We start from the raw sequence: 25,056 nt of genomic DNA on the forward strand, positions 1-25,056 counted from the left end.
TCGGCTCCTTCACACAGAGGGACGGCTTTGACTTCTCTCTCAAAGTAGTGAGCCTTGGCCCGTCGCGCAATATCCTTGGCGCAAAGAGCGTTAAGCGCAACAGCTTTCAGGGCAGCAAAACCCCTCCGGCGCGGCCGATTTCCTGGCGCCGCAGCGGGGTCTTGTCGATGGCACGGGTGATCTCGCGCACCGACCAGGGCGAGGGTCTGCGCTGCTTTGGCTGGCCGTCCTTGTCGACGAGCACCAGCGAAAAGCCCTCGGGGCGCAGACTGCGCCGCCAGACCGAATTGGCCGCCGGATCGGTGTCGGTGATGATGACGACATCGCGCGCGATCAGCGGCGCGGGATCGCGTTCAAGCTGGCGGATCTGGTCGAGAAAGATCGGATCCTGTGGCGTATCGGCAAAAACCACGATCGGCCGCGACTTCCACAGATATGCGGCGGGATCGACCGCACCGGCATCGAGCATTTCGAGCGCACCGAGACTGGTCGGGGCCTCGACCGGATCGGGACGGCTTTCCTCGCCGATCACGCCGCGCTCGAATCCCGTGCCGCGCCGGGCCTCGCCTGCCCCGTCGCCCATCGCTGCAACAAGCGGCACCGCACAAAAGAGAATCAATCGACTGAACTTCATCACCGCCTCGTTTTCCCTCTCATATAGGGCCGAGGCGGCATTGGGAAAGGACGCAAGATGACCGAGAAGGCAAATCCCTCGCTTGAGGAATGGCGCAAACTGGCCAGCAAGGAGCTCAAAGGCGCCGATCCCGAGACGCTCGACTGGCAGACGCTGGAAGGGATTACCGTCAAGCCGCTTTATACGGCCGAGGACACCAAGGGTCTGAGCCATATGGACGGGCTGCCGGGGATTGCACCCTTCACGCGCGGGCCGCGCGCGACGATGTATGCCGGCCGTCCCTGGACGATCCGGCAATATGCAGGCTTCTCGACCGCCGAGGAATCGAACGCCTTCTATCGCCGCAACCTTGCCGCAGGTCAGCAGGGCGTTTCCGTCGCCTTCGATCTGGCGACGCACCGCGGCTATGACAGCGACCATCCCCGCGTTGAAGGCGATGTCGGCAAGGCTGGCGTGGCGATCGACAGCGTCGAGGATATGAAGATCCTCTTCGACGGGATTCCTTTGGACAAGGTCTCGGTCTCGATGACCATGAATGGCGCGGTGATCCCGATCCTCGCCAGCTTCATCGTCGCGGGCGAGGAACAGGGCCATTCCCGCGCGGTGCTTTCGGGCACGATCCAGAACGACATTCTCAAGGAGTTCATGGTCCGCAATACCTATATCTATCCGCCCGAGCCCTCGATGCGGATCATCGCGGATATCATCGAATACACCTCGCGAGAGATGCCGAAATTCAACTCGATCTCGATTTCCGGCTATCACATGCAGGAAGCCGGGGCGAACCTCGTGCAAGAGCTCGCCTTCACCATGGCCGATGGGCGCGAATATGTCCGCGCCGCGCTGAAAACCGGGATGAATGTCGATGAATTCGCGGGCCGTCTGAGCTTCTTCTTCGCGATCGGCATGAACTTCTTCATGGAAGCGGCCAAGCTGCGCGCGGCTCGGTTCCTCTGGCACAAGATCATGCAGGAATTCGAGCCGAAGAAGCAGTCGAGCCTGATGCTGCGCACGCATTGCCAGACCTCGGGCGTCAGCTTGCAGGAACAGGACCCCTATAACAACGTCATCCGCACCGCATTCGAGGCGATGTCGGCGGCGCTTGGCGGCACGCAGTCGCTGCATACGAATGCGCTGGACGAGGCGATTGCCTTGCCGACCGATTTCTCGGCCCGGATCGCGCGCAACACCCAGCTGATCTTGCAAGAAGAGACCGGCATCACCCATGTCATCGACCCGCTGGCTGGGTCTTACTACGTCGAGAAGCTGACCGCCGATCTGATCGAAGAGGCCTGGAAGCTGATCGAGGAAGTCGAAGAGATGGGCGGCATGACCAAGGCGGTGGCCTCGGGGATGCCGAAACTGCGCATCGAGGAATCGGCCGCGCGGCGTCAGGCCATGGTCGACCGCGGCGAGGAAGTCGTCGTCGGCGTCAACAAATACCGCCTGACCAAGGAGGATGAACTCGACATCCTCGACATCGACAATATGGCGGTGCGCGACGCCCAGATCGCACGTCTGAACCAGATCCGCGCCAGCCGCGACGAGGCAAAGACCCAGGCCACGCTTGATGAGCTGGCCCGGCGCGCGCGGGAGGGTGGCAATCTTCTGGAGGCGGCGGTCGAGGCCGCTCGCGCCCGGGCATCGGTTGGGGAGATCAGCATGGCAATGGAAAAGGAATTCGGCCGTCACCGTGCCGAAGTGAAGACGCTCGCCGGGGTTTATGGCGCGGCCTATGAGGGCGATGCCGATTTCGCCCAGATCCAGCGCGATGTCGAGGCTTTCGCCGAAGACGAAGGTCGTCGCCCGCGGATGCTCGTCGTGAAGATGGGTCAGGACGGCCATGATCGCGGCGCGAAAGTCATCGCCACCGCCTTTGCCGATATCGGCTTTGACGTCGATGTCGGCCCGCTCTTCCAGACCCCGGCAGAAGCGGCTCAGGATGCGATCGACAACGATGTCCATGTCATCGGCATCTCGAGCCAGGCGGCTGGGCACAAGACACTGGCCCCGAAGCTGATCCAGGCGCTGAAGGATCAGGGCGCAGGCGAGATCATTGTGATCTGTGGCGGCGTCATTCCGCAGCAGGATTACGAATTCCTCAAAGGCGCCGGGGTCAAGGCGATCTTCGGGCCCGGCACCAATATTCCCGCCGCCGCGCGCGATATCTTGCAGCTGATCCGCGAAGCCCGCGCCTGATCGGTCGTTTCGGATTTGCCCAATTTTGTCCGGGCGTTGTGGCAGTTTGGGTATTTGGATGATGAAGAAAGACCCGTCCCGACAGGGGCGGGTTTCTTGTTGTCTCAGGGCGTCTTGTCTCGGACAGGGGGGTGTGAAAGACTCATGTCCAGACAGACGAGGACCTCATGCCAGAGAGCAGCACTCAGATGATCGCGGACGGCCGCAATGGCTCTGTCAAGCAGATCATCTGCATCAAATGGGGGACGCAGTTCGGCCCCGAATATGTCAATCGCCTCTATGGCATGATCTCGCGCAATATCACGCCGCCCTTCCGGCTGTATTGCTTCACCGACAATGCGACCGGGCTTAATCCCGAGATCGCGGTGCGGCCTCTGCCGGAGTTCAGCTACAAGGCGCCCGAGCGGACCAAGGGCAAATGGCCGAAGTCGCGGCTTTGGGGGGATCTGGGCGATGTGACCGGGGTCGTGCTGTTTCTTGATCTCGATGTGATCATCACCGCCAATCTCGATGATTTCTTCAGCTTTGGCGATCCCGATGACACTGTGCTCGGGCTCAATCTGAACACGCCTTTCGAGAAGATGGGGCAAACCTCGGTCTATCGGATGCGGGTCGGCAAGCTGAAGCCCTTGCAAGAGATCTTTCGCGCCGATCCGCAAGGCGCGGCCGACAAATACAAATATGAGCAGCGTTTCGTCACCCGCAATGCACCCGGCGGGGTGAAGTTCTGGCCGCGCGGCTGGCTGGCCCATTTCCGCCTGCAATGCGTGCCGATCTTTCCGCTGAACTATCTTCGCGAGGCGCGCATTCCCAAAGCCACGAAGATCGTGATCTTTCCGGGTAATCTCAACCCGCCCGATGCCATTCTCGGGCGTTGGAGCCCGAATGATCCGGTGCGCACGCCCGGCCAGCATCTGCGCGCGGCGCTCAGCGGCGATCGACGCGAGAGTTTCATCAAGCATCTGCGCCATTTCACGCGGCCGGTCAGCTGGGTTGAACGGCTGTGGCGCGAGTGAGCGATCCGCCCGAGACCCATTACACCTTGCCGCTCGATTTCGCGGCCGCTTTGGGTCAGGCGGTGGCGAGCTTTGGCTGGCTCGAAGAGGTGATGAAACGCGCGCTTTATTCGCTCGACCGGGCGCGACTGGCGGGCGATCTCTCGGAGGAGGAGTTGCAGCGCTGGCTGCGTCACATGGATGATCTCGCTGATGATTCCATGGGCACGCTGGTCGAGCAGCTTGATGCCGCTCTGCGCCGTCATCCCGGTCTTCCCGACCGCATCCCGCTGAATGACCGGCTGGTCGCGTTGAAGATCCAGCGCAATCTGCTTTGCCATGCCTCGTGGCGTCCTGCCGGCGCCGGGCGCTGGCATCCCGCCTTCGTCAACGCCAAGGGCGAGCCCTATGGCACGGATTTCTCGGTCGAGGATCTGCTGGCCACCCGGGACGAGACCGTCGCCCTTGGCCGCAAGATCGTCAGCATCATGCATGCGACCGGCATTCCCGGCCAATGGGCGGGGGATGACGTCTGATCTGGGGGCAAGACCGCCCCGCCCGAAGGTCGCGCCCGCCCCTTTCGCCGCGTTGCATGAGCCGTCCCCATGGGCTAACACCCAAATAAGCTGAACCAACGAGAGCCTCATGTCCTCCCACAGCACCACGACCGCGCCCGAGTCCTCACGCCCCGCATCGCTGCGCCTCGGCATTGCCGGACTTGGCACCGTCGGCACCGGTACCGTCAAGATCATCCAGAAAAACGCCGAGCTTCTGACCCGTCGCACCGGACGCAGCATTGCGATTTCGGCTGTCTCGGCGCGCGACCGGCACAAGAACCGCGACATTGACCTGTCCGATTACGCATGGGAGGAGGACGCGCGCGTCCTTGCCGCCCGCGACGATATCGACGTCTTTGTCGAGCTGATCGGCGGCGAAGAGGGCATTGCCCGCGAGGCGATCACCATTGCGCTGAATTCGGGCAAGGATGTCGTCACCGCCAACAAGGCGCTGCTGGCGATCCATGGCCAGGAACTGGCCGAGCTCGCCGAGGCCAATGGCCGCGTCATCCGCTTCGAGGCGGCCGTTGCGGGCGGCATTCCGGTCATCAAGACGATGACGGAATCGCTCGCTGGCAACCAGATCAAGCGCGTCATGGGCGTGATGAACGGCACCTGCAACTATATCCTCACCCGGATGGAAAACGCGGGCCTGCCCTATGACGAGGTCTTTGAAGAGGCCCGCAAGCTTGGCTATCTCGAGGCCGATCCGACGCTCGACGTGGGCGGGATCGATGCGAGCCATAAGCTCGCGATCCTGTCTTCGATTGCTTTTGGCACCAAACCGGCCTTTGACGCGGTCGAGATCGAGGGGATCGAGCGCGTCTCGATCGACGACATCCGCCGCGCTTCGGATATGGGCTATCGCATCAAGCTGCTCGGCGTCGCGCAAATGACCGCGCGCGGGCTTGAGCAGCGCATGTCCCCTTGCCTCGTCCCCGCTGACAGCCCGCTCGGGCAGTTGCAGGGCGGCACGAATATGGTGGTGATCGAGGGCGACAGCGTCGGGCAGATCGTGCTGCGCGGCGCAGGCGCGGGCGAAGGCCCGACCGCAAGCTCGGTCATGTCGGATGTGATCGAGATCGCGCGCGGCGTCCGCCTGCCGGTCTTTGGCCAGCCCGCGACCACACTCCGCGAGACCCAGCCCGCCCGCACGGCTGTTCCCGCCGCCTATTACCTGCGCCTTGAGCTCGCCGACAAACCCGGTGCTCTGGCCAAGGTGGCGAGCGTCTTGGGCGATGCCGGGATCTCGATCGACCGGATGCGCCAATATGGCCACCATCAGGGCGCGGCGCCGGTGCTGATCGTCACCCATAAGACGACGCCCGACGCAATCGATCACGCGATCGAGGTGCTGCCGAAAACCGGCGTCATCAATGGCGAGCCGGTCGAGCTGCGCATAGAAGAGGTCTGAGGCCGCCGAAGTCCCCTCACAAGCCTTACGTCAAAAGCCCCGCCTTGCGCGGGGCTTTTTCGTCTCAGCATGCGGCCTTCGGCCTGTCCCGGCTACATCGAGCCCGCGACGTGCAGATGGCGCAGCCCGTGGGTGACATCGGTGCGCACGGCAAGGCGCAGGCCCGGCTCGTCCCCGGCGCGCAGGCTGGCCAGGATCATGCGGTGGTGGCGCGGCGGCTCGTTGCGGCGCACCCGGTTATAGACCGCGCGCATGGTCGGCCCGAGCTGAAGCCAAACGGTTTCGAGGATCGCCAGCATCGCGGGCGCCTGGGCGCGCAGATAAAGCATCCGGTGAAACTCGAGGTTCGAGCGGATATAGCCGACCGCATCGTGATTCTCGGCGGCCTCGCCGATCGCGGTATTGATCGCGCTCAGGCGCTCGATCAGCGCGAAATGGGCGCGCGGCAGGGCGCGGGCAGCGAGTTCGGGCTCGATCAGCGCGCGCAAGGCGGCCAACTCTTCGATCCGCTCGACCGAGAGCGCGGGCGTGGTGATGCGCCCCGAGGTCGACAGGGTCAGCGCCCCTTCGGCGACCAGACGCCGCACGGCTTCGCGCGCGGGCGTCATCGACACCCGATGCTGCGCCGCAATCCCGCGCAGGGTCAGAGGCTGCCCGGGCGGCAATTGCCCGATCATGATCTGGGCGCGCATGCTCCGATAGAGCTTTTCATGCGCATGGGGTTCAGAGGCCTTGGTGGTGGTCATGCTCAATCTGTGATCACAAATTCCGCGCAGGTCAATCGAAACCCGCGTCTTCAACAAAGACCCAAGCCAGAAGTTCATGACCATGCTGTTTGAGCCAGCGCCGGTGAACCGAATGGCCGGGCATCAAGGCCTCGCAGCAGGCCCAGAATGCGGCGGAATGATCCATATGGCGCAGATGGGCGACCTCATGGGCCGCAACGTAATCGAGCACCTCCTCAGGGGCCATCGCCAGCCGCCAGGAAAACATCAGCCGCCCGTCATGGGTGCAACTGCCCCAGCGCGAGCGCGTGTCGCGCAGCGTCAGCGCGCGATAGGACAACCCCAGCCGCGCGGCATAGCGATCGGCGGCGCGGGCGAGTTTCTGGCGCGCGATATGCTTGAGCCAGGCCGCCGAAACCACGCCCGCAGGCCGATGCGCGGGCATGAGCAGCCGCTCGCCGTCCAGCCGGACAAGCTTGGTCTCGGCCGGGGTCAGCACGATCCGCTTGCCCGCATAGGGCAAAGCCGCGCCAAAGCGCGCGACCGTCCGTTGCGGCATGGTGGCGCGGGTCTTGCGCAGCCAATCTGCGCGCGATTGGGCGAAAGCGCGGCCCTCGGCCATGCTGACGGCGCGTGGCAGCGTCAGCACCACCGCCCCGCCCGCCCGAGCCACCCGCAGGGTCATCCGTCGCGCACGCGGCGAGCGGCGCACCGTCACGTCGATATCGCCGTCGATGGTGATCCTGTCCGGTTCCGCGCCCATTCCGCCTTCCGCCGAAAAGCCTTTGACACCCCCAACCACATGTGGCAGTGCAACTCGGATTTACCTAACCCCGGCTGAAAGAGATTGCCATGCCCAAAGAGGAATGGGGTACGAAACGCCTGTGCCCGCACTGCAACACGCGCTTCTATGACCTCCAGCACGATCCGATGACCTGCCCGGCATGCGGCTCCGTCTTTACCGTCGAGAGCCTTCTGTCCGGTCGCAGCCGCGCCTTGATTGCCGAGAAATCGACGATCCTCGATGACGATCAGAGCGATGTGGTCGATCACGACGATCTCGACGATGACACCGATGGCGGCGATCTCGACGACGATCTGCTCGACGACGATACCGATGATGGCGATGTCTCGCTCGACGAGATTGCCGATGTCGGCAGCGACGACGAAGAATAAGACCGAGAAGACAACGGCCGAGCGGTTCGCCGCGCGGAGTGCACAAGCCGCAAAGGGGTCCCGAACGGGGCCCTTTTTCTTTTGCGCTGCGGCGTGATTTTTGCTCTTGCGGGGTGTGACGCTGCCCCCTATACACCGCCTCACACGGACGACGGCACCGCAAGGCGCTGTGGTTCGAGACCTCCGGTGGGGCCATAGCTCAGTTGGTAGAGCGCTTGAATGGCATTCAAGAGGTCAGGGGTTCGACTCCCCTTGGCTCCACCAAAATTTCCTTCCCTGAAGGAGAGGTCTGACCTCCGGTGGGGCCATAGCTCAGTTGGTAGAGCGCTTGAATGGCATTCAAGAGGTCAGGGGTTCGACTCCCCTTGGCTCCACCATTTCACTCCCCTTTCGGCGATGATCTTTTCCTCTTGCTAGCGAAAGCTTGCGACGGATTTGCGACGTTGTTTTGCCTCGTCTCACGCAGGCGTCAGGCATGGGCGGATAGCGCCACGATCACTTCGGCCAAGGCCTCGCCCGGCGCGCCCGGCCCTCGCGTCGCGTGATGCAGCAAGACGATCCGGCGGCGCAGCTGCGGCGTGCCAAAGGGCATCAGCGTCAGATCGAGGCTCTTGCGGTGCTGCTCGGTCAGCGCCACCACTGCGACGCCCAAACCGCTGGCCACCATGCGCAAAATCACCTCGGGGCTGTCAAAGACCATCTCGTCGCGCAATTCGAGATTTTGCCGCCGCAGCTCTTGCGTGATCATCCGCCCCGCCCAGGCCGAGCCATCAAGCCGAATGAACGGATAGCGCGTCAGCAGATCGCGCGGCGTGTCCAAGGCGGGCCCAGCAGCGCTCGCGCGCGGTGCGACGATCCAGAACTGATCCTCATAAAGCGGCGTCCAGGCAAGATCGGCGGGATAGGGCCGCACCGGCTCGGTCGTGACGGCGGCGTCCAGCTCGCCCTGAACCACCTTCACCGCCATATCCGAGGACATCCCGCCCGAGACATGGACGCGCAGCCGAGGGTGGCGCGCGTGAAGTTCCGCCAAAGCATCGGGCAGGATCCCGCCCAGCACGCTTTCGATCGCGCCGAGCCGCAGCCGCCCGGCAAGCGAGGTCTCATCGCCAAGTGCCGCGCCGATTCCGTCATAGATCTCAAGGATCTCGCCCGCTTTCTGCAAGACGATGCGCCCAGCCTCGGTCAACACCGGCAGGCGGCGCGAGCGGTCGAAAAGCTGGGCGCCGAATTCGCGTTCAAGCGTGCGGATTTGCAGGCTCACCGCCGACTGCGTCAGCCCGACGACCTCGCCCGCCCGCGCGAAACTGCCGTAACGGGCAATGGCCAGAAGGGTGCGAAAGGCGCGGATGGACATGAGAGACCCCGAAGCGACAGGCGTTCACCAACAAGAATAACTTATCGTAACGGCGATATTTAAGAATTTTTCCTCGTTGTGAAGCCTTGATATGCCAAGGCCAGAGCAAAGCGGATCCTGCGATGAGCCTTTCCTTCCCGACCTCCCGCCCCCCTGCCCCCTCCCGTGTCCAGCCCCATCCCCCTGCCCGTTCCGGCGCGGACCAGCCGCTGAACATCACCGCGCTGCTGACGGTCATGCTCGGGGTCTCGGTGATTTCGCTCGATATTTCGATGACCAGCACCGCCTTGCCCGAGATTGCCAAAAACCTTGGCGTCGCGCCGGCCAAGACGATCTGGATCGTCAATATCTACTATCTCGCGGTGGTGGCGGCGCTGCTGCCGCTGGCGGCTCTGGGCGAGATCTACGGTCATCGTCGGGTGTTTTTCGCGGGGCTGCTGACCGTCGCGGCGGGCGCGCTCGCCTCGGGGCTTGCCGGAGGGCTGGGCCCCCTGATGGCGGGGCGTGCGCTTTTGGGGATCGGCTCTGCGGCGGTCTCGGCCACCACGCCCGCGCTGATCCGAGACATCTACCCGCCCGAAAAGCTGGCGCGCGGTCTTGGGTTTTACGCGATGATCGCCGGGGCCGCGCTGTCAGCCGGGCCGCCGGTAACCTCGGCCATCCTCGCGGTGGCGGACTGGCGCTGGCTTTATCTGCCAACCGCGCCGCTCGCGCTGCTGACGCTTATCCTCGCCGCCCGCCGCCTGCCCGAAACCGAGCGCAATATCCGCCGCTTTGATCCCCTCTCGGGGCTGCTTTGCTCGGCCATGTTCGCCTGCCTGCTCTTTGCGATCGCGGGGGCGGCCCATCTCGGCGCGACCATCGCCGCTGTGGCGCTGGCGGGTGCGGCCCTCACCGGCAGCGCGCTTTTGCGCCACGAGACCGGACAGGCGGCGCCGATCCTTGGCGCCGATCTCTTCCGCCTGCCGATCTTTGCGCTGTCCTCGGCCACCTCGATCATCGCTTACAGCGTGCAGGGCATGGTCTTCGTGCTGCTGCCGTTTCTTTTTCAATACCGCATGGGCTTCACCCAGATCGAGGCGGGTCTCTTGATCATCCCGTGGCCGCTGACGCTCATCGTAATGACGCTGGTTTCGCCGCGCCTGACGCGCTGGGTGGCACCGGGCTTTCTCGGCGGGCTGGGGCTGGCGTTGCTGGCGCTTGGGCTCGGCGCCTTGGCCGGGCTGCCCGAGAGCGCGGATACGGTCCAGATCGGCTGGCGGTTGGTGATCTGCGGCGTGGGTTTTGGGCTTTTCCAATCGCCGAATATGGTCGCGATCATGCAAAGCGCGCCGCGCGCGCGCAGTGGCAGCGCGGGCGGGATTTTGGCGATGTCACGACTGCTTGGCCAATCGATCGGAGCGGCGCTCTTTGCCTTTTGCCTCGCGCATTGGCACGAGGACGGCATCGGGATCGCCCTTCAGATCGGCACGGGTCTTGCGCTGGCGGGCGCGGCGATCAGCGCCTTGCGACTTTTGCCCGGCCTTCACCCTGCGGCCTTGCCCTCGGACAAGGGAAACGCATGATCTGCGAGGATCACGTCAGAGAAATGCGAGATCTTGTGGCTTTCCTTTTGACTTCCGCGCCAAAACCCGTTAGGGGCGCTACTTCGGCTCCGAATTCCGGGGCGGCGGGCTGAGCGCCCGGCCGTGAGGGGGAATGGGCGCCGCTCATCGGGTGTTTTTCACCCCCTTTTCTGGCGAAATATATGACTGATTTCGATATTGCCGCGCCTTTGGCTGCGGCGCTGGCGGCCAAAGGCTATGCCAGCCTGACCTCTGTTCAACAAGCCGTTCTGGCCCCCGAAGTCCGGGGCCGCGATGCGCTGGTCTCGGCGCAAACCGGCTCGGGCAAGACCGTGGCCTTTGGCCTTGCCATGGCACCTGAAGTCATGGCGGGCATCGACCGTCTGCTGCCGGCCGAGAAGCCGCTGGCGCTGGCAATTGCCCCCACGCGCGAATTGGCGCTGCAGGTCGCACGCGAACTGCAATGGCTTTACGGCGAGGCCGGTGCGCAGATCGCCACCTGCGTCGGCGGCATGGATTACCGCAACGAGCGCCGCGCACTTGATCGCGGCGCCCATATCGTCGTCGGCACCCCCGGCCGTCTGCGCGACCATATCGAGCGCGGCAGCCTCGATCTCTCGGGTCTGCGCGCCGCCGTGCTCGATGAGGCCGATGAGATGCTCGATCTCGGCTTCCGCGAGGATCTGGAGTATATCCTGTCCGCCGCGCCCGAAGACCGCCGCACGCTGATGTTCTCGGCCACCGTGCCCCCGGCGATCGAAAAGCTCGCCAAGGATTTCCAGGTCAATGCTTTGCGCATCTCGGCCGTGGGCGAGGCACGCCAGCATGGCGACATCCAGTATCGTGCCCTCAGCGTCACCCCGCGTGACCGCGAGAATGCGATCTTCAACCTGCTGCGCTTCTACGAGGCGCAAACCGCGATTGTCTTTTGCAAGACGCGGGCCAATGTGAACTACCTGCTCTCGCGCATGGGCAACCGCGGTTTCCGCGTTGTCGCTTTGTCGGGGGAACTCAGCCAGCAAGAGCGGATGCATGCGCTGCAAGCTCTGCGTGACGGGCGCGCGCGCATCTGTATCGCGACCGACGTCGCGGCGCGCGGCATCGACCTTCCCGGTCTGGAACTGGTGATCCACGCCGATCTGCCGACGAACTCGGAAACGCTGCTCCACCGCTCGGGCCGCACCGGTCGCGCCGGCGCCAAAGGCGTTTCGGCGCTGATCGTGCCCTCGTCGGAATACAAAAAAGCGCAGCGCCTGCTGCAAGGCGCGAAAGTCGTCGCCGAATGGGACAAAGCGCCCTCGGCCGATGATGTGCGCGCGAAAGACGACACGCGGATGCTCGAACATCCCGCGCTGAGCGAGCCGATGGAAGACGAGGCCGCCATGGCCGCGCATCTGGTCAAGCGCTTTGGCGCCGAACAGGTCGCCTCGGCCTTCATCAAGCTTTGGCGCGAAGGCCGTCCGGCCCCCGAAGAGCTCGCGGAATCACTGCCGCCTGCGGCGCCCTCGGCCCCGCGTGAGCGTGGTGCGTTTGGTGCGGCCGTCTGGTTCCTGCTGACCGTCGGCCATTCGGGCCGGGCCGAGGCGCGTTGGCTTTTGCCGAAGCTTTGCGAAGCGGGCGAGATCACCAAGGACGCCATCGGCGCAATCCGCGTCAAGACGAACGAAACCTTCGTGCAGATCGCCGCCGAAATGGCCGACCGTTTCCAGGACGGGATGCAGATCGAGGATGGCATCGTCATGCGTCGTCTCGCCGACGAGCCGGTCTTTGACCGCCCCGAGCGCGGCGAGCGTCCCGAGCGTCCGGCGCGTGCGCCCCGCAAATATGACGACCGCCCCGAGCGTGGCGAGCGCAGCGAACGCCCGGCCCGCAGCTATAGCGACGAGCGTCCCGCTTACGACAAGAAACCGCGCGCCGAGTTCAAGCCCAAGGGTGACAAGCCGGCCTATGCCCGCAAGCCCTCGCGTTTCGTCGAGGATGACGGCGCCGCGCAACCGGCTTTCGCCCCCGCCGAGCGCACGAGCTATGATCCCGACCGCAAGGAAAAGGTGAAAAAGCCGCGCTGGAACGCCGACGACCGCGCTCAGAAAACCGCACGCCCGGCGGCTGAAGGCGAGCGTTTCGCCAAGGCCCCGAAAGCGCCCCGCGCCGCCGCCAAATACGGCAAGCCCGCGAAACCGGACGGGTTCGCCACCCCCAAGCGCGGCGCGCCGAAAGGCCCGAAGCGCTGAGGCGGCCCTAAGGGCTCACAAGACGAAAAAGGACAAGCGCCGGACGGGAGACCGTTCCGGCGCTTGCCATTTCCGCCAGGATTTGCACCCTGTCCCGGTCCCTTGCGGAGAAGAGCATGAGCACAGCCACCCTCGCCACGCGCGCCCTGACAGCCGCCAAGGTCACCTTTCGGGTGATGGAATATGACTATGTCGCGGGTCAGGAGAAAATCGGCCTTCATGCCGCCGAGGCGATTGGCGTCGATCCCGCGCGGGTGCTGAAGACGCTGATGGTCGAGGTCGATGGCAAGCCCGCTTGTGCGGTCATCCCCTCGGACCGCTCACTCTCGATGAAGCGCGTGGCGCAGGCCTTCGGGGGCAAGTCGGCCGCGATGATGCCGCCCGACAAGGCCGAGCGTCTGACCGGCTTTCACACCGGCGGCATCAGCCCCTTCGGGCAAAAGCGCCGCGTGCCCGCCGCCTTCGAGGCGAGCGCGCTTGGCGCGGCAGAAATCGTGCTCAACGGCGGCAAGCGCGGGCTCATGGTCGCGCTGGCTCCGGGTGATGCTTTGGCGGTCTCGGGCGGGGCAGCCCATCCGCTGATTTCCGACTAGCCCTTCGAAAGCGCCACCACCGGATCAAGCCGCGCGGCATTGCGGGCGGGCAGAAAGCCGAAGGCCACGCCGATCAGCGTCGAGCTGAGGAAGGCCGCGATGATCGAAGTGCTGGAATAGATCATCGCGAAATCGCTGCTGAACCGGGCGAAAACCAGCCCGAAGGCCAAGGCCGTCGCAATGCCGAGGATGCCACCGATCAGGCAGACCAGAACCGCCTCGATCAGAAACTGCCCCATGATATCCGAGCGCCGCGCTCCGACCGCCATGCGCACGCCGATCTCGGAGACGCGCTCGGAGACCGAGACCAGCATGATGTTCATCACGCCAATGCCGCCGACGACCAGCGAGATCACCGCAATCGCCGCGATCAACAGGGTCAGCGTCGAGGTCGTCGCGGTGATGGTCTGGCGGATTTCATCGGTGTTGATGATGAAGAAATCGCGGGTGCCGTGGCGCAGGGTCAGAAGCTGGGTCACCGCCTGCTCGGCAATCGCGGTATCGACCTCATCGGCCACCTGCACGGTGATGCTGTTCAGGACCATCGTCCCCAGCATCCGCGCCTGCACCGTGGTATAGGGCGCGTAAAGCGTCAGGTTCTGGCCGCCGCCCGGGCCACTCGCATTGGTCGCGACCACGCCGATCACGCGAAACGGCACATTGCCCGCGATAATGACCTTGCCGATCGGGTCCTCACCGGGGGCAAAAAGCGCGCTGCGGGTGTTTTCGTCGATGACCACATCCTGCGACAGGCTCGCCACGCTCGCACGGTCAAAGAGGCTGCCCGCCGTCAGTTTGGTGCCGGTCGCCGCGAAGAAATCCTGACCGACGCCATTGATCTGCGCGCTCGCCTCTTGCGCGGCATAGCGCAAGGTGACGGAGCTTTGCACGCGCGGCGTCACCGCGGCGACATAGCTTTGCTGCGCGAGCGCCTCGGCATCAGAGACCACCAGCGTCGTGATCCGGCCCGAGCGCATGTCACCAAAGCTCGTCCCGGCATAGACTTGGAGCGTATTGGTCCCGAGGCTCGAAATATTGGCCAAAACCTTCTCGCGCGAGCCCGCGCCAAGCGCCACCACCGACACGACAGAGGCAATGCCGATGATGATCCCGAGCATGGTCAGGAAGGTGCGCAGCTTATGGGCCGAAAGTGCGAGCAGCGACATGCGCAGGATCTCGACAAAGCGCTTGGGCAGCGCGCTCAGCGCCCCGCCCAGCCGACGCGCGGCCTCGGGCAAGGCGGTGGCGCGCGGGGTATCCGGGACGCGGTGACGCGCCGTGCACCGGTCGGCCACGATCTCGCCATCCGAGATCTCGATCACGCGCTCGGCGCGCTCGGCAATCGCCAGATCATGGGTGACGATGATGACGGTGCGGCCCTCGGCATGCAGCTCGTCGAGAATCTTCAGCACCTCCTGCCCGGAATGGCTGTCGAGCGCGCCGGTCGGCTCGTCGGCGAGCAGAATGCCGGGATTGTTCATCAGCGCCCGCGCAATCGAGACGCGCTGTTGCTGCCCGCCCGAAAGCTGCCCCGGCCGGTGATCGGTGCGCGCGCCCATGCCGAGCCGCGCCAGCAGATCGCGCGCCCGGCCATGGCGCGCCCCCGGTGCCGCGCCTGCATAGATCGCGGGGATCTCGACATTGCCGAGCGCAGTGAACTCCGGCAGCAGGTGATAGCGCTGGAAGATGAAGCCGAAGCGCTCGCGCCGAAGCGCGGCCAAAGCATCGGGATCAAGCTGCGCGGCCTCTTGCCCCGCGATGCGGTAGCTGCCGCTGGTCGGGCGATCAAGGCAGCCGAGAATATTCATCAAGGTCGATTTGCCCGAGCCCGAGGCCCCGACAATCGCGACCATCTCGCCTTCATGGATGGTGAGGTTGATCTCTTTCAGGACGGCAATCGCGCCCTCGCCCGAGGGGTATTCCTTGCGCACCCCGGCAAGCTCTATCAGCGGCGTGGCCATGTCAGAACCCCATCGGTGACGGCCCGCCGCGACGGCCCCCGCCCCCACCCGGTCCGCCACCCGGCCCGCCACCGGAACCGGCGAAGGACGGCCGCCCGGCCCCGGCCTCGCCCGTCACCACGCGCTCACCCTCGGAGAGCCCCGAGATCACTTCCGCATTGATCTTATCGGTCAGCCCGATCGTCACCTTGCGCATCTCGATCTGCCCGTCCGGGTCCTGCACGCGCAAGCGGTAAGCGCCCGCGCTGTCGCGTCCGCCAAGCGCACTGAAGGGCACGGTCAAGACGTTGTCCGCGCGCCCCAGCACGATATAGACCTGCGCCGTCATATAGGTGCGCAGCTTTTCGTCGGGATTGGGCACGGTGAAGACGCCATTGTAATAGATCGCCGCGGTCGAGGTGCTGCTCGACGAGCTCGACGTCGTGTTGATCGTGCTGTCATTGCGGATCGAATCCGGTGCGGGCTCGACATAATCGAGCTTGGCCTCATAGCTCCGGTTGGGCTCGCCCAGAATATTGAAGCGCACCTCCTGCCCGGCCTTGATGTTCACCACATCGGCTTCCGAGATCTCGGCCCGCACTGTCATCTGGTCGAGTTGCCCCAGAATGACGATGGTCGGCGCGGCCTGATTGGCGTTGAGCGTCTGGCCCTCCTGGCTGATGACGGCCAGAACCGTGCCGTCGATGGGTGCAGTGATGCGGGTGTAATCGAGATTGGCCTGCGCAGTCTCAATGGCGACCTCGCCCTGTTCGATCTGAGCGTTCAGCGCCTCGATCTGGGCCTGCAGCACCTCGACCGCCGCCTCGGCGCTGTCCAGATCGGTGCGCGCGCTGGCGTTTTTCGCGACCATCGCCTTCTGGCGATCCAGCGTGCGCTCGGCGAGCGCGAGATTGGCCTCGCGCTCTTTCAACTGGGCCTTGGTCGCGGCCAGTTGAGCCTCGGCCGTGCGCAATTGGTTGCGCTGGGTGACCTGCTCGATCTGCGCGATGAGATCGCCCGCCTTGACTTTCTGGCCCAAGGCCACATCGACCGAGGTGATGCGACCCGAGACCTGCGCGCCAACCGCAACCAACCGCGCGGGTTTGAGCGTGCCGGTCGCAAGCACGGTCTGCTCGATCGTGGCCCGCGTAACCGGCGCAGTCAGGACGGCAGGGGTCGAGACGGTCGAGCGACCCAGACCGGAATACCACCCGCCCCCGGCCAAGGCTGCGGCCAGCAGAAGAAGGCCGGTAAGGCGCCAGGCGCGTCGTGTTGCCATCAATCCCATTCCCTTCCATCCCGCCCTTCCGGCATCTTCGTCAGAGCGGGCCCGTCATAAAAGCGGCGACCAATCCCGGGATGCGGGCTCGGTCGCCTTTGTGAAGCCATGTCCGGCCCAACTAAACCATCGGTTCAGAAATCTGAACCGACGGTCTTTCCCCTCAGCGCATGCGCGGCAGATGGGCGACGGCGGCGATCTTGCCGTTTTTTTGGTTAACCAAAAGGAAACGCTCGCCCGACTTCACCCAGATCTGGCCCTTGCCTGGCGGCGAGAGGTGATGTTTGCGGTAATCGACCCGTTCGCCCTGCCCGCCATAGCGCTCGCCCACCTTCCAGCCCTGCTTAGTGGGCGCCTGATGGCTGTGCTTGGAATGATGCTCGCCCTTGCTATGACCTGGGCCGTAGCTCGGGCCCTTGGTATGGCCCGGCGCGCATCTCACCTCGCGGTGATCGGCAGAGCGCTGCTCGACCTCTTTGCCACGGCGATCGACATAGACCGTGCGGCATTCCCCCGGCTGAAGGTGCGGGCCGTTCTCTCGCGCAAGCACCGGCGCGGCCATGATCGCCAGAAAGCTCGCTGAGATCACAGAGAGAGAGGCCAGTTTGCGTGTCACCATTGCGGTTCTCCTGTCGCTTGGATGGGGCCAAACTAAGCGCCTCCCTTGTCTCGATTGCGTCCCCCCGATGTCAAAAGATTTCCGCCGCGCGCCTTTTTGTAACGCAATGTTTCCGAGCGCGCTCTGGCAACATTTCGTTGCAAAATGCCAAAGAAACCCCAGCCGCGCCCGCTATACTGTCCCGATACGCCGACCGGAGCCTCCCTCGCCCATGACACGAATTTGATCCGCAGATGACCAGCCCGCCGCATATCCTCGTCGTCGATGACGATCCCGAAATCCGCTCGCTGCTTGCCCGTTATCTGGGCGCGCAGGGCTTTCGCGTCTCGGTCGCGGCGGATCGGCGCGAATGCGAGGCGCGCATTGCCGATAGTGCGCCCGATCTTCTGGTCCTTGACGTGATGCTGCCCGATGGCTCGGGGCTCGAGATCTGCCGCGGCCTTCAGGAACGGCGGCGGCTGCCGGTGATCTTGCTCACCGCGCTCAAGGAGGATGTCGACCGTATCATCGGGCTGGAAATCGGCGCCGATGATTATCTCGGCAAACCCTTCAACCCGCGCGAGCTGACCGCGCGCATCAAGGCGGTGCTGCGCCGCACCAGCGGGACCGAGGCCCCGGCCGAGGAACTCCGCCATTACGCTTTCGCGGGCTTCGATGTCATCCCCGAACAACGCCGGGTGACGCGCGCCGACGGGTCCGAGATCGACCTGACCGGCGCCGAATTCGATCTGCTCAAGGTCTTTCTTGAACGGCCCGGCAGGCTTTTGTCGCGCGACCAGCTGCTTGATCTGACCCAAGGGCGCGACCGCGATCCGCTCGACCGTTCCATCGACGTGCTGATGAGCCGTCTGCGTCGCAAACTCGGCGAGACCGAACCCGGCGCGATTTTCAAGACCGTGCGCAATGGCGGCTATCAGCTCGCGGTGCCGGTGCAGGCGCGCCAGCCGGGGGGCGCGCGGTGAATTCGCTGCGCAACCGCCTTGCCGCGATCCTGATCCTTGCCATTGTCTCGGTGGTGGCGCTGGCGACCTTGGCCGCAAGCCGCGCGCTGACCCCGCCCCAGCCCGAGCGCGCTTTGGGTCCGATCGCCGAGCAACTGACCATTCTCGCTCGCCTCGCCCGTGAAAACCGGGGCGCGGCCCTGTCGGCGGGGCTTGATCTGCGCGCCGAGCCCGCCGTGGGCGATCAGCGCTCGCGACTGTCGCAGCATCTGACCGAGCAACTGCGCGCCAAGGGGTTGGCCACCACGGCCATCGTCACCCGCACCGAAAACCCGCCCGCGCTCATCGCCTCGATTGATCTGGGCGCGCAGGGGTGGCTGGTCTCGGCATTCCCAGATCTGCGCCCGCCGCCCGGAGGCTGGAAGATCTTTGCGGGCTGGCTTGTGCTGATCACGTTGGGGGCGGGCGTCGTCTCGATCTATGCCGCGATGCGGGTGACCGGGCCCCTGCGCCTTCTCGAAGGGGCCGCGCAACGGATTGGCGCCGATGGCACGCTGCCGCTCCTGCCCGAAACTGGTCCCGCCGAGACCCGCGCCACCGCCCGTGCGCTCAATCAGCTCTCGGCGCGGCTGACATCGGCCATGGACAGCCGGATGCGGCTGGTTGCTGCCGCGGGCCATGATCTGCGCACGCCGATGACGCGGATGCGGCTGCGCGCCGAATTCATCGAGGATGATGAGGAACGTGCCAAATGGCTTTCCGATCTCGAAGAGCTCGACACGATTGCCGACAGCGCCATTCGGCTGGTGCGCGAAGAGGTCAACCGCGACCGCCAAGAGCCTGTGCGCCTCGACCATCTTCTGCGCGAGATCGCCGAAGAGCTCGCCAGCCTCTCGCAAAAGGTCAGCGTCACAAGCCTTGCCCCGGTCCGGGTCGAGGCCGGGCCTTTGGCGCTTAAGCGCGCACTCCGCAATCTGATCGCCAATGCCGCGACCCATGGCGGCGGCGCGACGATCTTGCTGGAGGACGCGGGCGGCGCCGCGCGGCTGGTCATCAGTGATGCCGGGCCCGGCATTCCCGAGGCGCTGATCGAGCAGGTTTTCGAGCCCTTCTTCCGCGTCGATATCGCAAGGCGCAAGACCGTGCCGGGCGCGGGGCTTGGTCTTGCCATCGCCAAGGAGATCATCGAGCGCTTTGGCGGCAGCATCGCGATTTCGAACCGCACGCCGCAGGGGCTTAACCAGATCGTGACACTTCCGCTGGCATAATCCCCGCCGATCCCCGCGCTTGGCCCTCGCCAAGCCCTCTCCCTGCCCCTAGGCTATCCGCATGTATGCAGCATCTCTGACCTTCGCCGCCGCGGTCATGGCCGCAAGCCTCGCCTTCGCCCAAGCGCCCGCCGAAAACGGCGCGCCCGCGCCTTTGACCAATCCCTCGCTGGCCTTCAACCTCGCCGGAGTGAACGATTGGTCGACCGAATATCCCTTCATCGACCTCTTCAAGATGTCGCGTGAATGGATCGGCCATCTGCCCGGCCAATGGGGCGGTGTCTCGCCCGAGGCCATGGCCGCCGCCACCGATGCCCATGGCTGGCTGACCCGGATGCCTGCGGGGGCCGAGCGGGTGAGCGCGCTGATCCTGACCAGCTTTCCCGAGGAAATGGTCTCGGCCAAGGGTCGCTTCCACCTGCTCTATCAGGGAAAGGGCAAGCTCGAGGTCCGCAATGTCCAGACCGTCTCGGACAAGCCGGGCGAGATCGTCTTCGACTACCGCCCGAATGGCAGCAATATGGTCGATATCTCGATCAGCGCCATTGACGAGAGCGATCCTCTGCGCGCGTTCCATGTCGTGCATGAGCGCGATCTAGATGCCTTCCGGCGCGGCGAGATCTTCAACCCGAAATGGCTGGGCCTCGTCCATGACCTGCGGCTTTTCCGCTTCATGGACTGGATGCGCACCAATGATTCCGCGCTGATGCATTGGAGCGAGCGCGCCCATCCCGAGGATGCGACCTGGACCACCGGCAAAGGCGTGCCGCTGGAGGTCATGGTCGAGCTCGCCAATCTGACCGGCACCGACCCCTGGTTCACCATCCCCCATCTCGCCGATGACGATTATACTGCGCAATTCGCCAGCTATGTCCGCGACCATCTCGACCCGAAGCTGAAGCCTTGGTTCGAATATTCGAACGAGGTCTGGAACTGGCAATTCGGTCAGGCACAATGGGCCAATCAGCAGGGCCGCGCGCTCTGGCCCGACAATGGCACGGCTTGGGTCGAATATTACGCGGGCAAGGCGACTGACATGGCCGATGTGCTCGACCGCGTCTATGGGCCCGAAGGCGAGCAGCGCATGGTCAAGGTGATCTCGACCCAAACCGGTTGGATCGGGCTTGAGGATGCGGTGCTGAATGCGCCCGCCTGGCAGAAGTCGGGCGCGGGCCGCAGCGCGCCCTCTGGCCATTTCAACGCCTATGCGATCACCGGCTATTTCGACGGCGGGCTGGGGCGCGACGGCAAGCCGAAAGTCGTCAAGGAATGGCTCGCCCAATCGCGCACCAAGGCCGAGGCAGATGCCGATGCCCAAGGGTTAAGCCGCATCGTCAAGGACCGTTATGTCGAGGCCCATCGCTACGATCAGGCGGGCGCGCTCGCCATCCGCGAATTGCGTGATGGTTCCGTCACCGGCAACGAGGACGGCTCGCTCAAGGCGCTTTTCAAGACCTTCGCCTATCACCGCGATATTGCTCAGAAATACGGGCTCGAGCTGGTGATGTATGAAGGCGGCAGCCATGTCGTCGGCGTCGGTCCCTGGCAGGACGACGAAGAGCTGACCGGCTTTTTCACCTGGCTGAACCGCTCGGTGGGGATGGGTGAGCTTTACGCCGAGCTGCTCGCGGGGTGGAAGGACAACGGCGGCACGCTTTTCAACGCTTTCGCCGATATCGCCATGCCGGGGAAATACGGCTCTTGGGGCAAGCTCAACCATATCGACGATGACACGCCACGCTGGGAGGTGCTGATGCGCTTCAACCGCGAGACCCCGGCTTGGTGGGAAAATCGCCCGGCGGACACCTTTCTCGGCACGCTGGAAACCGCCGCGCCCTGAGTGACGGTTCTGAGCAGATGGGCCTGTCAGAAGGACGAGACAGCGGCAAAGACGGAGACCGGATCAGGACAGGCGATCAACTCAGGAAAGCGGCGCGCTCAGGGAACGCCCGGCGCGCTGACCGGTTGACAGAAGGACGGCCCTTGGTGCGGGCTTGGGTCTGGCCCCGCTTCTGACGGGGGCCACCTCGCGCCCGGTGATGGAACGGCACAGCAAAGAGGCCGCACCCCCGGGCCGAGGACAAAGGGCGCTTCGCCAGAGGCCCCGCAACAAAGGCGCGACCCGAGCTCTCCGGATCGGCCAAAGACAGCTTCGGCAGCGCGAGATTGCGCGGATCAAGATGAGGCGCCCATGCAGACGACCACCTCCCTCACCACGGCGCCGATCGGACGGACGCTGCTTCTCTTTGCCTTGCCGACGCTGCTCTCGTCGATGCTGCAATCGGCGAATGGCTCGATCGACGCGGTCTGGGTCGGGCGGCTGTTGGGAGAGGGCGCGCTTGCGGCCACGACAAACGGCAATCTGGTGATGTTCCTGCTCACCGCCTTCATCTTCGGCTTCGGCATGGCCGCGACCATCCTGATCGGTCAAGCGGTCGGGCGGCGCGATATCCAAGGCGCGCGCGAAGTCGTGGGCACCGCGATTGGCGCCTTCATCCCGATCTCGATCCTGATCTCGGTGATCGGCTGGTTTCTCGCGCCGCGCGTGCTGCTTTTGCTGGGCACGCCCGCCGAGATCGTGCCGCTGGCCGATGCCTTCCTGCGCGTGACATTCCTGGCCATGCCCGCGATCTTGATGCTGACCATGTTGATGATGGCGCTGCGCGGCAGCGGCGATGCGATCACGCCGCTGATCTTCATGGGCCTTGCCGTGGTCCTTGACGTGGTGCTGAACCCGGTCTTCATCCTTGGTCTGGGGCCAGTGCCGCAGATGGGGATTGGCGGCTCGGCCTTTGCTACGGCAATTGCGAACTTTCTCGCGCTCTTTGCCATGCTCGGCTATATCTATGCCCGCGATTTGCCGCTGCGCCTTCGGGGCGCCGAGCTGCGCTATCTCATCCCTGCCCCGCATATCCTGGCGCTGCTCTTTTCCAAAGGGCTGCCGATGGGGATCCAGATGATCGTCGTCTCAAGCTCGATGCTGACGATGATGAATATGGTCAATGCGGAGGGCGTGGCGACGGCGGCGGCCTTTGGCGCGACGCAGCAGCTCTGGACCTATGTCCAGATGCCCGCCATGGCGCTGGGGGCTGCGGTCAGCACGATGGCCGCGCAAAATATCGGTGCGGGCCGCTGGGACCGGGTCAGCCAGATCACCCGCTCGGGCATTCTCTTCACGGTCGCGCTGACCGGCGCACTGGTCGTGGTCCTGCTCTTTGCCGACCGTCAGGCGATGGCGATCTTTCTGGGGGCGAACAGCCCCGCCATTCCGATCGGCCAGCATATCGGCATGCTTTCGACCTGGGGCTTCATCGCCTTCGGGATCACCATGGTTTTCTTCGGCACCGTGCGGGCGAATGGTCAGGTGATCTGGCCGGTGATCATCCTGTTCATCTCGCTCTATCCGATCCGCATCGGCTTTGCCTATGGGCTGCGCCCTTGGCTTGGGACCGATGCGCTTTGGCTGAGCTTTCCGGCGGCGATGATCGCGACGATGTTGATGGCAACTGCGCTCTATCGCCATGGCGGCTGGCGGAAGATGGCACCGATGACGATCACGGCGCCTGAAACCGCAGCGCCAAACCTTGCCACGCCGAGCCTTGCCGTCACGACCGAGGCCGCGCCTCCGGGCAGCGGATTGGCACCGCAGACCGCCCATCTCTCACGCGAGAGCCGCTGAGCGCGGCCTTCGCGCGGGCCTTTGGCCCTTAGCGCAGACGGCCGATCGCATATTCGGGATTGCGGCCCTCGATCTCGAGCCAATGGTCGAGCTTCGCGGGCTCGGGATGTTCGACATCCGGGCCGAACTCATCGGCGGCAAGCCCGCCAGTGACGAAAAGCGCGTCGATCCCTTCGGCGGCCGCACCCAGAATATCGGTGCCGATCCCGTCGCCCACCGCAAGAATGCGGGCATCCGCGCGCAGGTTCATCTTGCGCCGCGCGAGATCATAGATCGGCGGATGCGGCTTGCCGAAGTAGAGCGATTCCCCGCCCATCGCGCTGTAAAGCTCGGCGAGAGCCCCCGCGCAATAGATCCGGCGATCGCCCAGATCGACGACGATATCGGGATTGGCGCAAAGGAGCTTCAGCCCCTTGGTCTTGGCCAAAAGGAACTGTGGGCGGTAATCCTCGGGATGATCGGTCAGCTCGTCAAAGGGGCCAGTCACGACAATGCCCTCGGCCTGATCGAGCGGCACGCGCTCGATCGCCGGCCCGTCTTTCCACTCGCCCGGGATATCGGTGAAGAAACCGTCATCCTTTTCCGGTGCAATCGCCCAGACCTTATGGCCGACCGCGCCCGCAAACATCGCATCCTGCGCCGCATCGCCCGAGCTGACGATCAAGTCCCAAGCATCGCGCGGCACGCCCATGCGCCCAAGCTGCGCCTCGACGAATTGCGCCGGACGCGGCGCATTGGTCATCAAGATCACCTGCCCCCCCCCGGCGCGGAAGCGCTGAAGCGCGGCAACGGCGGCCGGATAGGGCGCCTTGCCGTTGTGCAGACAGCCCCAGAGGTCGCAAAACAGGTAGTCGTATTGCGTCGCGATCTCGTCCAGCGATTCAATGAGTCTGGTCATGGGGCTGCCTTCTTTCGTCTCAGACCGCGAGGGCCGGGATGATCTGTTTCTTGCGCGACATGATGCCGGGCAGGATCACGCTGTCGCCGCTGACGTTGGCGCCGAAGCTTTTCTCGGCCACGGTTTTCACGAAGTCGTTGGGCACGAGAAGCGTCGCCTCTTCGCGCAGAATGTCGACGACGAAGAGCAGCACCTCATCGGCGCCGTCTTCCTTGGCAACGCCCGGCATCGCTGCGATCAGCGCGGCCTTGCGGTCGAGCACGGTCTGGGGCGAGGTGGTTTCCAGAACCGAGACGCGCAGCTGCTTGCCGCCGAGCTCGTATTCCTTGCTGTCCATGCGCAGCAGTTCAGCTTCCGAGAAGGCCGAGACATCAGATTTCGCAGCAAACATCTCGGCGGCATAGGCCGGGATCGAGAGGCCAAGCTCTTTCGCGAGCTTCTCGGCGACGAAACGGTCATGCGGGGTCGTGGTCGGGCTGCGGAATTCCAGCGTATCCGAGAGAATGCAGGTCAGCATCGCCGCCTTGATCTCTTTGGGCGCGCGCGCCAGATCCTCCTCGCCGATCAGATCATGCATGATCGTCGCAGTGCAGGCGAGCGGACGGATGGTGATATTGATCGGCAGGCGCGTCTTGATGCCGCCCGCGAGCAGGTGGTGGTCGATGATCTCGATCACCTCGGCCTCATTGATCGAGGCGGGCAGCTCTGCCGGGTTGTTCGTATCGACGATCACGCATTGATCGCCCGCCGCGACATCCGAGAAAAGCTCGGGCTTTTCGATGTTCCAGCGCGACAGAAGCCAGGCCGCTTCGGTATTGGGTTCGCCCTGCAGCAAGGCCTTGGCCGGGGTCTTGCGGATCTCGCTGAGATACCAGGCCCAGATGATGGGCGAGCCGGTCGAGTCGGTGTCAGGCGCCTTGTGGCCGAAAACCTTGATCATGGGGTTACCTTCGGACTGCATGAGGAAAATCGCGCGACTTATAGGC

Annotated in this window: 21 protein-coding genes and 2 tRNA genes; 14 read left to right on the plus strand and 9 right to left on the minus strand. The window is 64.6% G+C overall.

Annotated elements, in window-relative coordinates; genetic code table 11:
* Window positions 1-106: 106 nt before the first annotated feature.
* Window positions 107-634 carry a DUF4174 domain-containing protein gene (locus JCM7686_RS09535; RefSeq protein WP_041527258.1) on the minus strand — a complete coding sequence of 176 codons (528 nt, stop codon included), beginning with the start codon at window positions 632-634 and terminating at the stop codon, window positions 107-109.
* Between the two features lie 57 nt (window positions 635-691).
* Between JCM7686_RS09535 and scpA the strand changes: the two genes are divergently transcribed.
* The 4 genes from scpA (at window position 692) to JCM7686_RS09555 (ending at window position 5,799) form a co-directional block, all read left to right on the plus strand.
* On the plus strand, window positions 692-2,833 hold the full coding sequence (gene scpA / locus JCM7686_RS09540; RefSeq protein WP_020950651.1) for a methylmalonyl-CoA mutase: 2,142 nt from the start codon (window positions 692-694) through the stop codon (window positions 2,831-2,833).
* Between the two features lie 167 nt (window positions 2,834-3,000).
* The gene (locus tag JCM7686_RS09545) at window positions 3,001-3,849 is read left to right on the plus strand and encodes a hypothetical protein (RefSeq protein ID WP_020950652.1); all 849 of its coding nucleotides are present in this window, start codon (window positions 3,001-3,003) and stop codon (window positions 3,847-3,849) included.
* On the plus strand, window positions 3,846-4,364 hold the full coding sequence (locus JCM7686_RS09550; RefSeq protein ID WP_236635804.1) for a hypothetical protein: 519 nt from the start codon (window positions 3,846-3,848) through the stop codon (window positions 4,362-4,364). Before JCM7686_RS09545 ends, JCM7686_RS09550 begins: the two co-directional genes overlap by 4 nt.
* A 109-nt stretch (window positions 4,365-4,473) precedes the next feature.
* Entirely contained in the window at window positions 4,474-5,799 is a 1,326-nt protein-coding gene (locus JCM7686_RS09555; protein ID WP_020950654.1) for a homoserine dehydrogenase, read from the plus strand.
* Window positions 5,800-5,891: 92 nt separating this feature from the next.
* Here JCM7686_RS09555 and JCM7686_RS09560 read toward each other — a convergent pair whose 3' ends face one another.
* Window positions 5,892-6,545 (minus strand): GntR family transcriptional regulator, encoded by a 654-nt coding sequence (locus JCM7686_RS09560; protein ID WP_041527259.1) that lies wholly within the window; start codon window positions 6,543-6,545, stop codon window positions 5,892-5,894.
* 31 nt (window positions 6,546-6,576) lie between these two features.
* Window positions 6,577-7,287 (minus strand): M48 family metallopeptidase, encoded by a 711-nt coding sequence (locus JCM7686_RS09565; RefSeq protein ID WP_020950656.1) that lies wholly within the window; start codon window positions 7,285-7,287, stop codon window positions 6,577-6,579.
* An 89-nt stretch (window positions 7,288-7,376) separates the two neighbouring features.
* On the opposite strand from JCM7686_RS09565, the gene JCM7686_RS09570 reads away from it, so the two are divergent.
* From JCM7686_RS09570 to JCM7686_RS09580, 3 genes are all read left to right on the plus strand, one after another.
* The gene (locus tag JCM7686_RS09570; protein ID WP_020950657.1) at window positions 7,377-7,700 is read left to right on the plus strand and encodes an FYDLN acid domain-containing protein; all 324 of its coding nucleotides are present in this window, start codon (window positions 7,377-7,379) and stop codon (window positions 7,698-7,700) included.
* A gap of 188 nt (window positions 7,701-7,888) precedes the next feature.
* Window positions 7,889-7,964: transfer RNA gene (locus JCM7686_RS09575), tRNA-Ala, on the plus strand.
* A 37-nt stretch (window positions 7,965-8,001) separates the two neighbouring features.
* A tRNA-Ala gene (locus JCM7686_RS09580) sits at window positions 8,002-8,077 on the plus strand.
* A gap of 92 nt (window positions 8,078-8,169) precedes the next feature.
* Here the strand turns inward: JCM7686_RS09580 and JCM7686_RS09585 are convergent.
* Window positions 8,170-9,057 carry a LysR family transcriptional regulator gene (locus tag JCM7686_RS09585; protein WP_020950658.1) on the minus strand — a complete coding sequence of 296 codons (888 nt, stop codon included), beginning with the start codon at window positions 9,055-9,057 and terminating at the stop codon, window positions 8,170-8,172.
* Between the two features lie 122 nt (window positions 9,058-9,179).
* Here JCM7686_RS09585 and JCM7686_RS09590 point away from each other — a divergent pair, with 122 nt between their 5' ends.
* The 3 genes from JCM7686_RS09590 to JCM7686_RS09600 all read left to right on the plus strand — a co-directional run bounded on the left by JCM7686_RS09590 (window position 9,180) and on the right by JCM7686_RS09600 (window position 13,446).
* Entirely contained in the window at window positions 9,180-10,622 is a 1,443-nt protein-coding gene (locus tag JCM7686_RS09590; RefSeq protein WP_020950659.1) for an MFS transporter, read from the plus strand.
* Between the two features lie 182 nt (window positions 10,623-10,804).
* A complete protein-coding gene (locus tag JCM7686_RS09595; RefSeq protein WP_020950660.1) occupies window positions 10,805-12,853 on the plus strand; it encodes a DEAD/DEAH box helicase in 2,049 nt (682 codons plus the stop codon).
* A 116-nt stretch (window positions 12,854-12,969) separates the two neighbouring features.
* Entirely contained in the window at window positions 12,970-13,446 is a 477-nt protein-coding gene (locus JCM7686_RS09600; protein ID WP_020950661.1) for an aminoacyl-tRNA deacylase, read from the plus strand.
* On the opposite strand, the gene JCM7686_RS09605 is transcribed toward JCM7686_RS09600, so the two are convergent.
* The 3 genes from JCM7686_RS09605 to JCM7686_RS09615 form a co-directional block, all read right to left on the minus strand.
* Window positions 13,443-15,407, minus strand: a complete 1,965-nt coding sequence (locus tag JCM7686_RS09605) for a MacB family efflux pump subunit (protein WP_020950662.1) — start codon at window positions 15,405-15,407, stop codon at window positions 13,443-13,445. The genes JCM7686_RS09600 and JCM7686_RS09605 overlap by 4 nt on opposite strands.
* Before the next feature lies 1 nt (window position 15,408).
* Window positions 15,409-16,665, minus strand: coding sequence for an efflux RND transporter periplasmic adaptor subunit (locus JCM7686_RS09610; protein WP_051201543.1), 1,257 nt, complete (start codon window positions 16,663-16,665; stop codon window positions 15,409-15,411).
* 163 nt (window positions 16,666-16,828) lie between these two features.
* Window positions 16,829-17,284, minus strand: coding sequence for an RcnB family protein (locus JCM7686_RS09615; protein ID WP_020950664.1), 456 nt, complete (start codon window positions 17,282-17,284; stop codon window positions 16,829-16,831).
* Between the two features lie 233 nt (window positions 17,285-17,517).
* Here JCM7686_RS09615 and JCM7686_RS09620 point away from each other — a divergent pair, with 233 nt between their 5' ends.
* From JCM7686_RS09620 to JCM7686_RS09635, 4 genes are all read left to right on the plus strand, one after another.
* The gene (locus JCM7686_RS09620; RefSeq protein WP_020950665.1) at window positions 17,518-18,246 is read left to right on the plus strand and encodes a response regulator; all 729 of its coding nucleotides are present in this window, start codon (window positions 17,518-17,520) and stop codon (window positions 18,244-18,246) included.
* Complete coding sequence (locus tag JCM7686_RS09625) at window positions 18,243-19,493, plus strand: ATP-binding protein (RefSeq protein ID WP_020950666.1); 1,251 nt, start codon at window positions 18,243-18,245, stop codon at window positions 19,491-19,493. The genes JCM7686_RS09620 and JCM7686_RS09625 overlap by 4 nt, the downstream gene beginning before the upstream one ends.
* Window positions 19,494-19,554: 61 nt before the next feature.
* On the plus strand, window positions 19,555-21,333 hold the full coding sequence (locus tag JCM7686_RS09630; RefSeq protein WP_020950667.1) for a hypothetical protein: 1,779 nt from the start codon (window positions 19,555-19,557) through the stop codon (window positions 21,331-21,333).
* 351 nt (window positions 21,334-21,684) lie between these two features.
* Window positions 21,685-23,172 carry an MATE family efflux transporter gene (locus tag JCM7686_RS09635; protein ID WP_020950668.1) on the plus strand — a complete coding sequence of 496 codons (1,488 nt, stop codon included), beginning with the start codon at window positions 21,685-21,687 and terminating at the stop codon, window positions 23,170-23,172.
* Window positions 23,173-23,200: 28 nt separating this feature from the next.
* On the opposite strand, the gene JCM7686_RS09640 is transcribed toward JCM7686_RS09635, so the two are convergent.
* Complete coding sequence (locus JCM7686_RS09640) at window positions 23,201-24,070, minus strand: TIGR01459 family HAD-type hydrolase (RefSeq protein WP_020950669.1); 870 nt, start codon at window positions 24,068-24,070, stop codon at window positions 23,201-23,203.
* A 19-nt stretch (window positions 24,071-24,089) separates the two neighbouring features.
* Entirely contained in the window at window positions 24,090-25,010 is a 921-nt protein-coding gene (locus tag JCM7686_RS09645; RefSeq protein WP_020950670.1) for a manganese-dependent inorganic pyrophosphatase, read from the minus strand.
* Between the last annotated feature and the right edge of the window lie 46 nt (window positions 25,011-25,056).

It is taken from the genome of Paracoccus aminophilus JCM 7686 (genome assembly GCF_000444995.1).
GTDB lineage: Bacteria > Pseudomonadota > Alphaproteobacteria > Rhodobacterales > Rhodobacteraceae > Paracoccus > Paracoccus aminophilus.

What these genes read in the sequence shown, in the direction of transcription:
- JCM7686_RS09590 (WP_020950659.1), top strand. Translation starts at nt 9,180, where the DNA reads ATGAGCCTTTCCTTCCCGACCTCCCGCCCCCCTGCCCCCTCCCGTGTC.
- scpA (WP_020950651.1), top strand. Translation starts at nt 692, where the DNA reads ATGACCGAGAAGGCAAATCCCTCGCTTGAGGAATGGCGCAAACTGGCC.
- JCM7686_RS09645 (WP_020950670.1), bottom strand. Translation starts at nt 25,010, where the DNA reads ATGATCAAGGTTTTCGGCCACAAGGCGCCTGACACCGACTCGACCGGC.
- JCM7686_RS09600 (WP_020950661.1), top strand. Translation starts at nt 12,970, where the DNA reads ATGAGCACAGCCACCCTCGCCACGCGCGCCCTGACAGCCGCCAAGGTC.
- JCM7686_RS09560 (WP_041527259.1), bottom strand. Translation starts at nt 6,545, where the DNA reads ATGACCACCACCAAGGCCTCTGAACCCCATGCGCATGAAAAGCTCTAT.
- JCM7686_RS09635 (WP_020950668.1), top strand. Translation starts at nt 21,685, where the DNA reads ATGCAGACGACCACCTCCCTCACCACGGCGCCGATCGGACGGACGCTG.
- JCM7686_RS09555 (WP_020950654.1), top strand. Translation starts at nt 4,474, where the DNA reads ATGTCCTCCCACAGCACCACGACCGCGCCCGAGTCCTCACGCCCCGCA.
- JCM7686_RS09610 (WP_051201543.1), bottom strand. Translation starts at nt 16,665, where the DNA reads ATGGCAACACGACGCGCCTGGCGCCTTACCGGCCTTCTTCTGCTGGCC.
- JCM7686_RS09545 (WP_020950652.1), top strand. Translation starts at nt 3,001, where the DNA reads ATGCCAGAGAGCAGCACTCAGATGATCGCGGACGGCCGCAATGGCTCT.
- JCM7686_RS09640 (WP_020950669.1), bottom strand. Translation starts at nt 24,070, where the DNA reads ATGACCAGACTCATTGAATCGCTGGACGAGATCGCGACGCAATACGAC.
- JCM7686_RS09620 (WP_020950665.1), top strand. Translation starts at nt 17,518, where the DNA reads ATGACCAGCCCGCCGCATATCCTCGTCGTCGATGACGATCCCGAAATC.
- JCM7686_RS09615 (WP_020950664.1), bottom strand. Translation starts at nt 17,284, where the DNA reads ATGGTGACACGCAAACTGGCCTCTCTCTCTGTGATCTCAGCGAGCTTT.
- JCM7686_RS09585 (WP_020950658.1), bottom strand. Translation starts at nt 9,057, where the DNA reads ATGTCCATCCGCGCCTTTCGCACCCTTCTGGCCATTGCCCGTTACGGC.
- JCM7686_RS09570 (WP_020950657.1), top strand. Translation starts at nt 7,377, where the DNA reads ATGCCCAAAGAGGAATGGGGTACGAAACGCCTGTGCCCGCACTGCAAC.
- JCM7686_RS09595 (WP_020950660.1), top strand. Translation starts at nt 10,805, where the DNA reads ATGACTGATTTCGATATTGCCGCGCCTTTGGCTGCGGCGCTGGCGGCC.
- JCM7686_RS09565 (WP_020950656.1), bottom strand. Translation starts at nt 7,287, where the DNA reads ATGGGCGCGGAACCGGACAGGATCACCATCGACGGCGATATCGACGTG.
- JCM7686_RS09630 (WP_020950667.1), top strand. Translation starts at nt 19,555, where the DNA reads ATGTATGCAGCATCTCTGACCTTCGCCGCCGCGGTCATGGCCGCAAGC.
- JCM7686_RS09605 (WP_020950662.1), bottom strand. Translation starts at nt 15,407, where the DNA reads ATGGCCACGCCGCTGATAGAGCTTGCCGGGGTGCGCAAGGAATACCCC.
- JCM7686_RS09535 (WP_041527258.1), bottom strand. Translation starts at nt 634, where the DNA reads ATGAAGTTCAGTCGATTGATTCTCTTTTGTGCGGTGCCGCTTGTTGCA.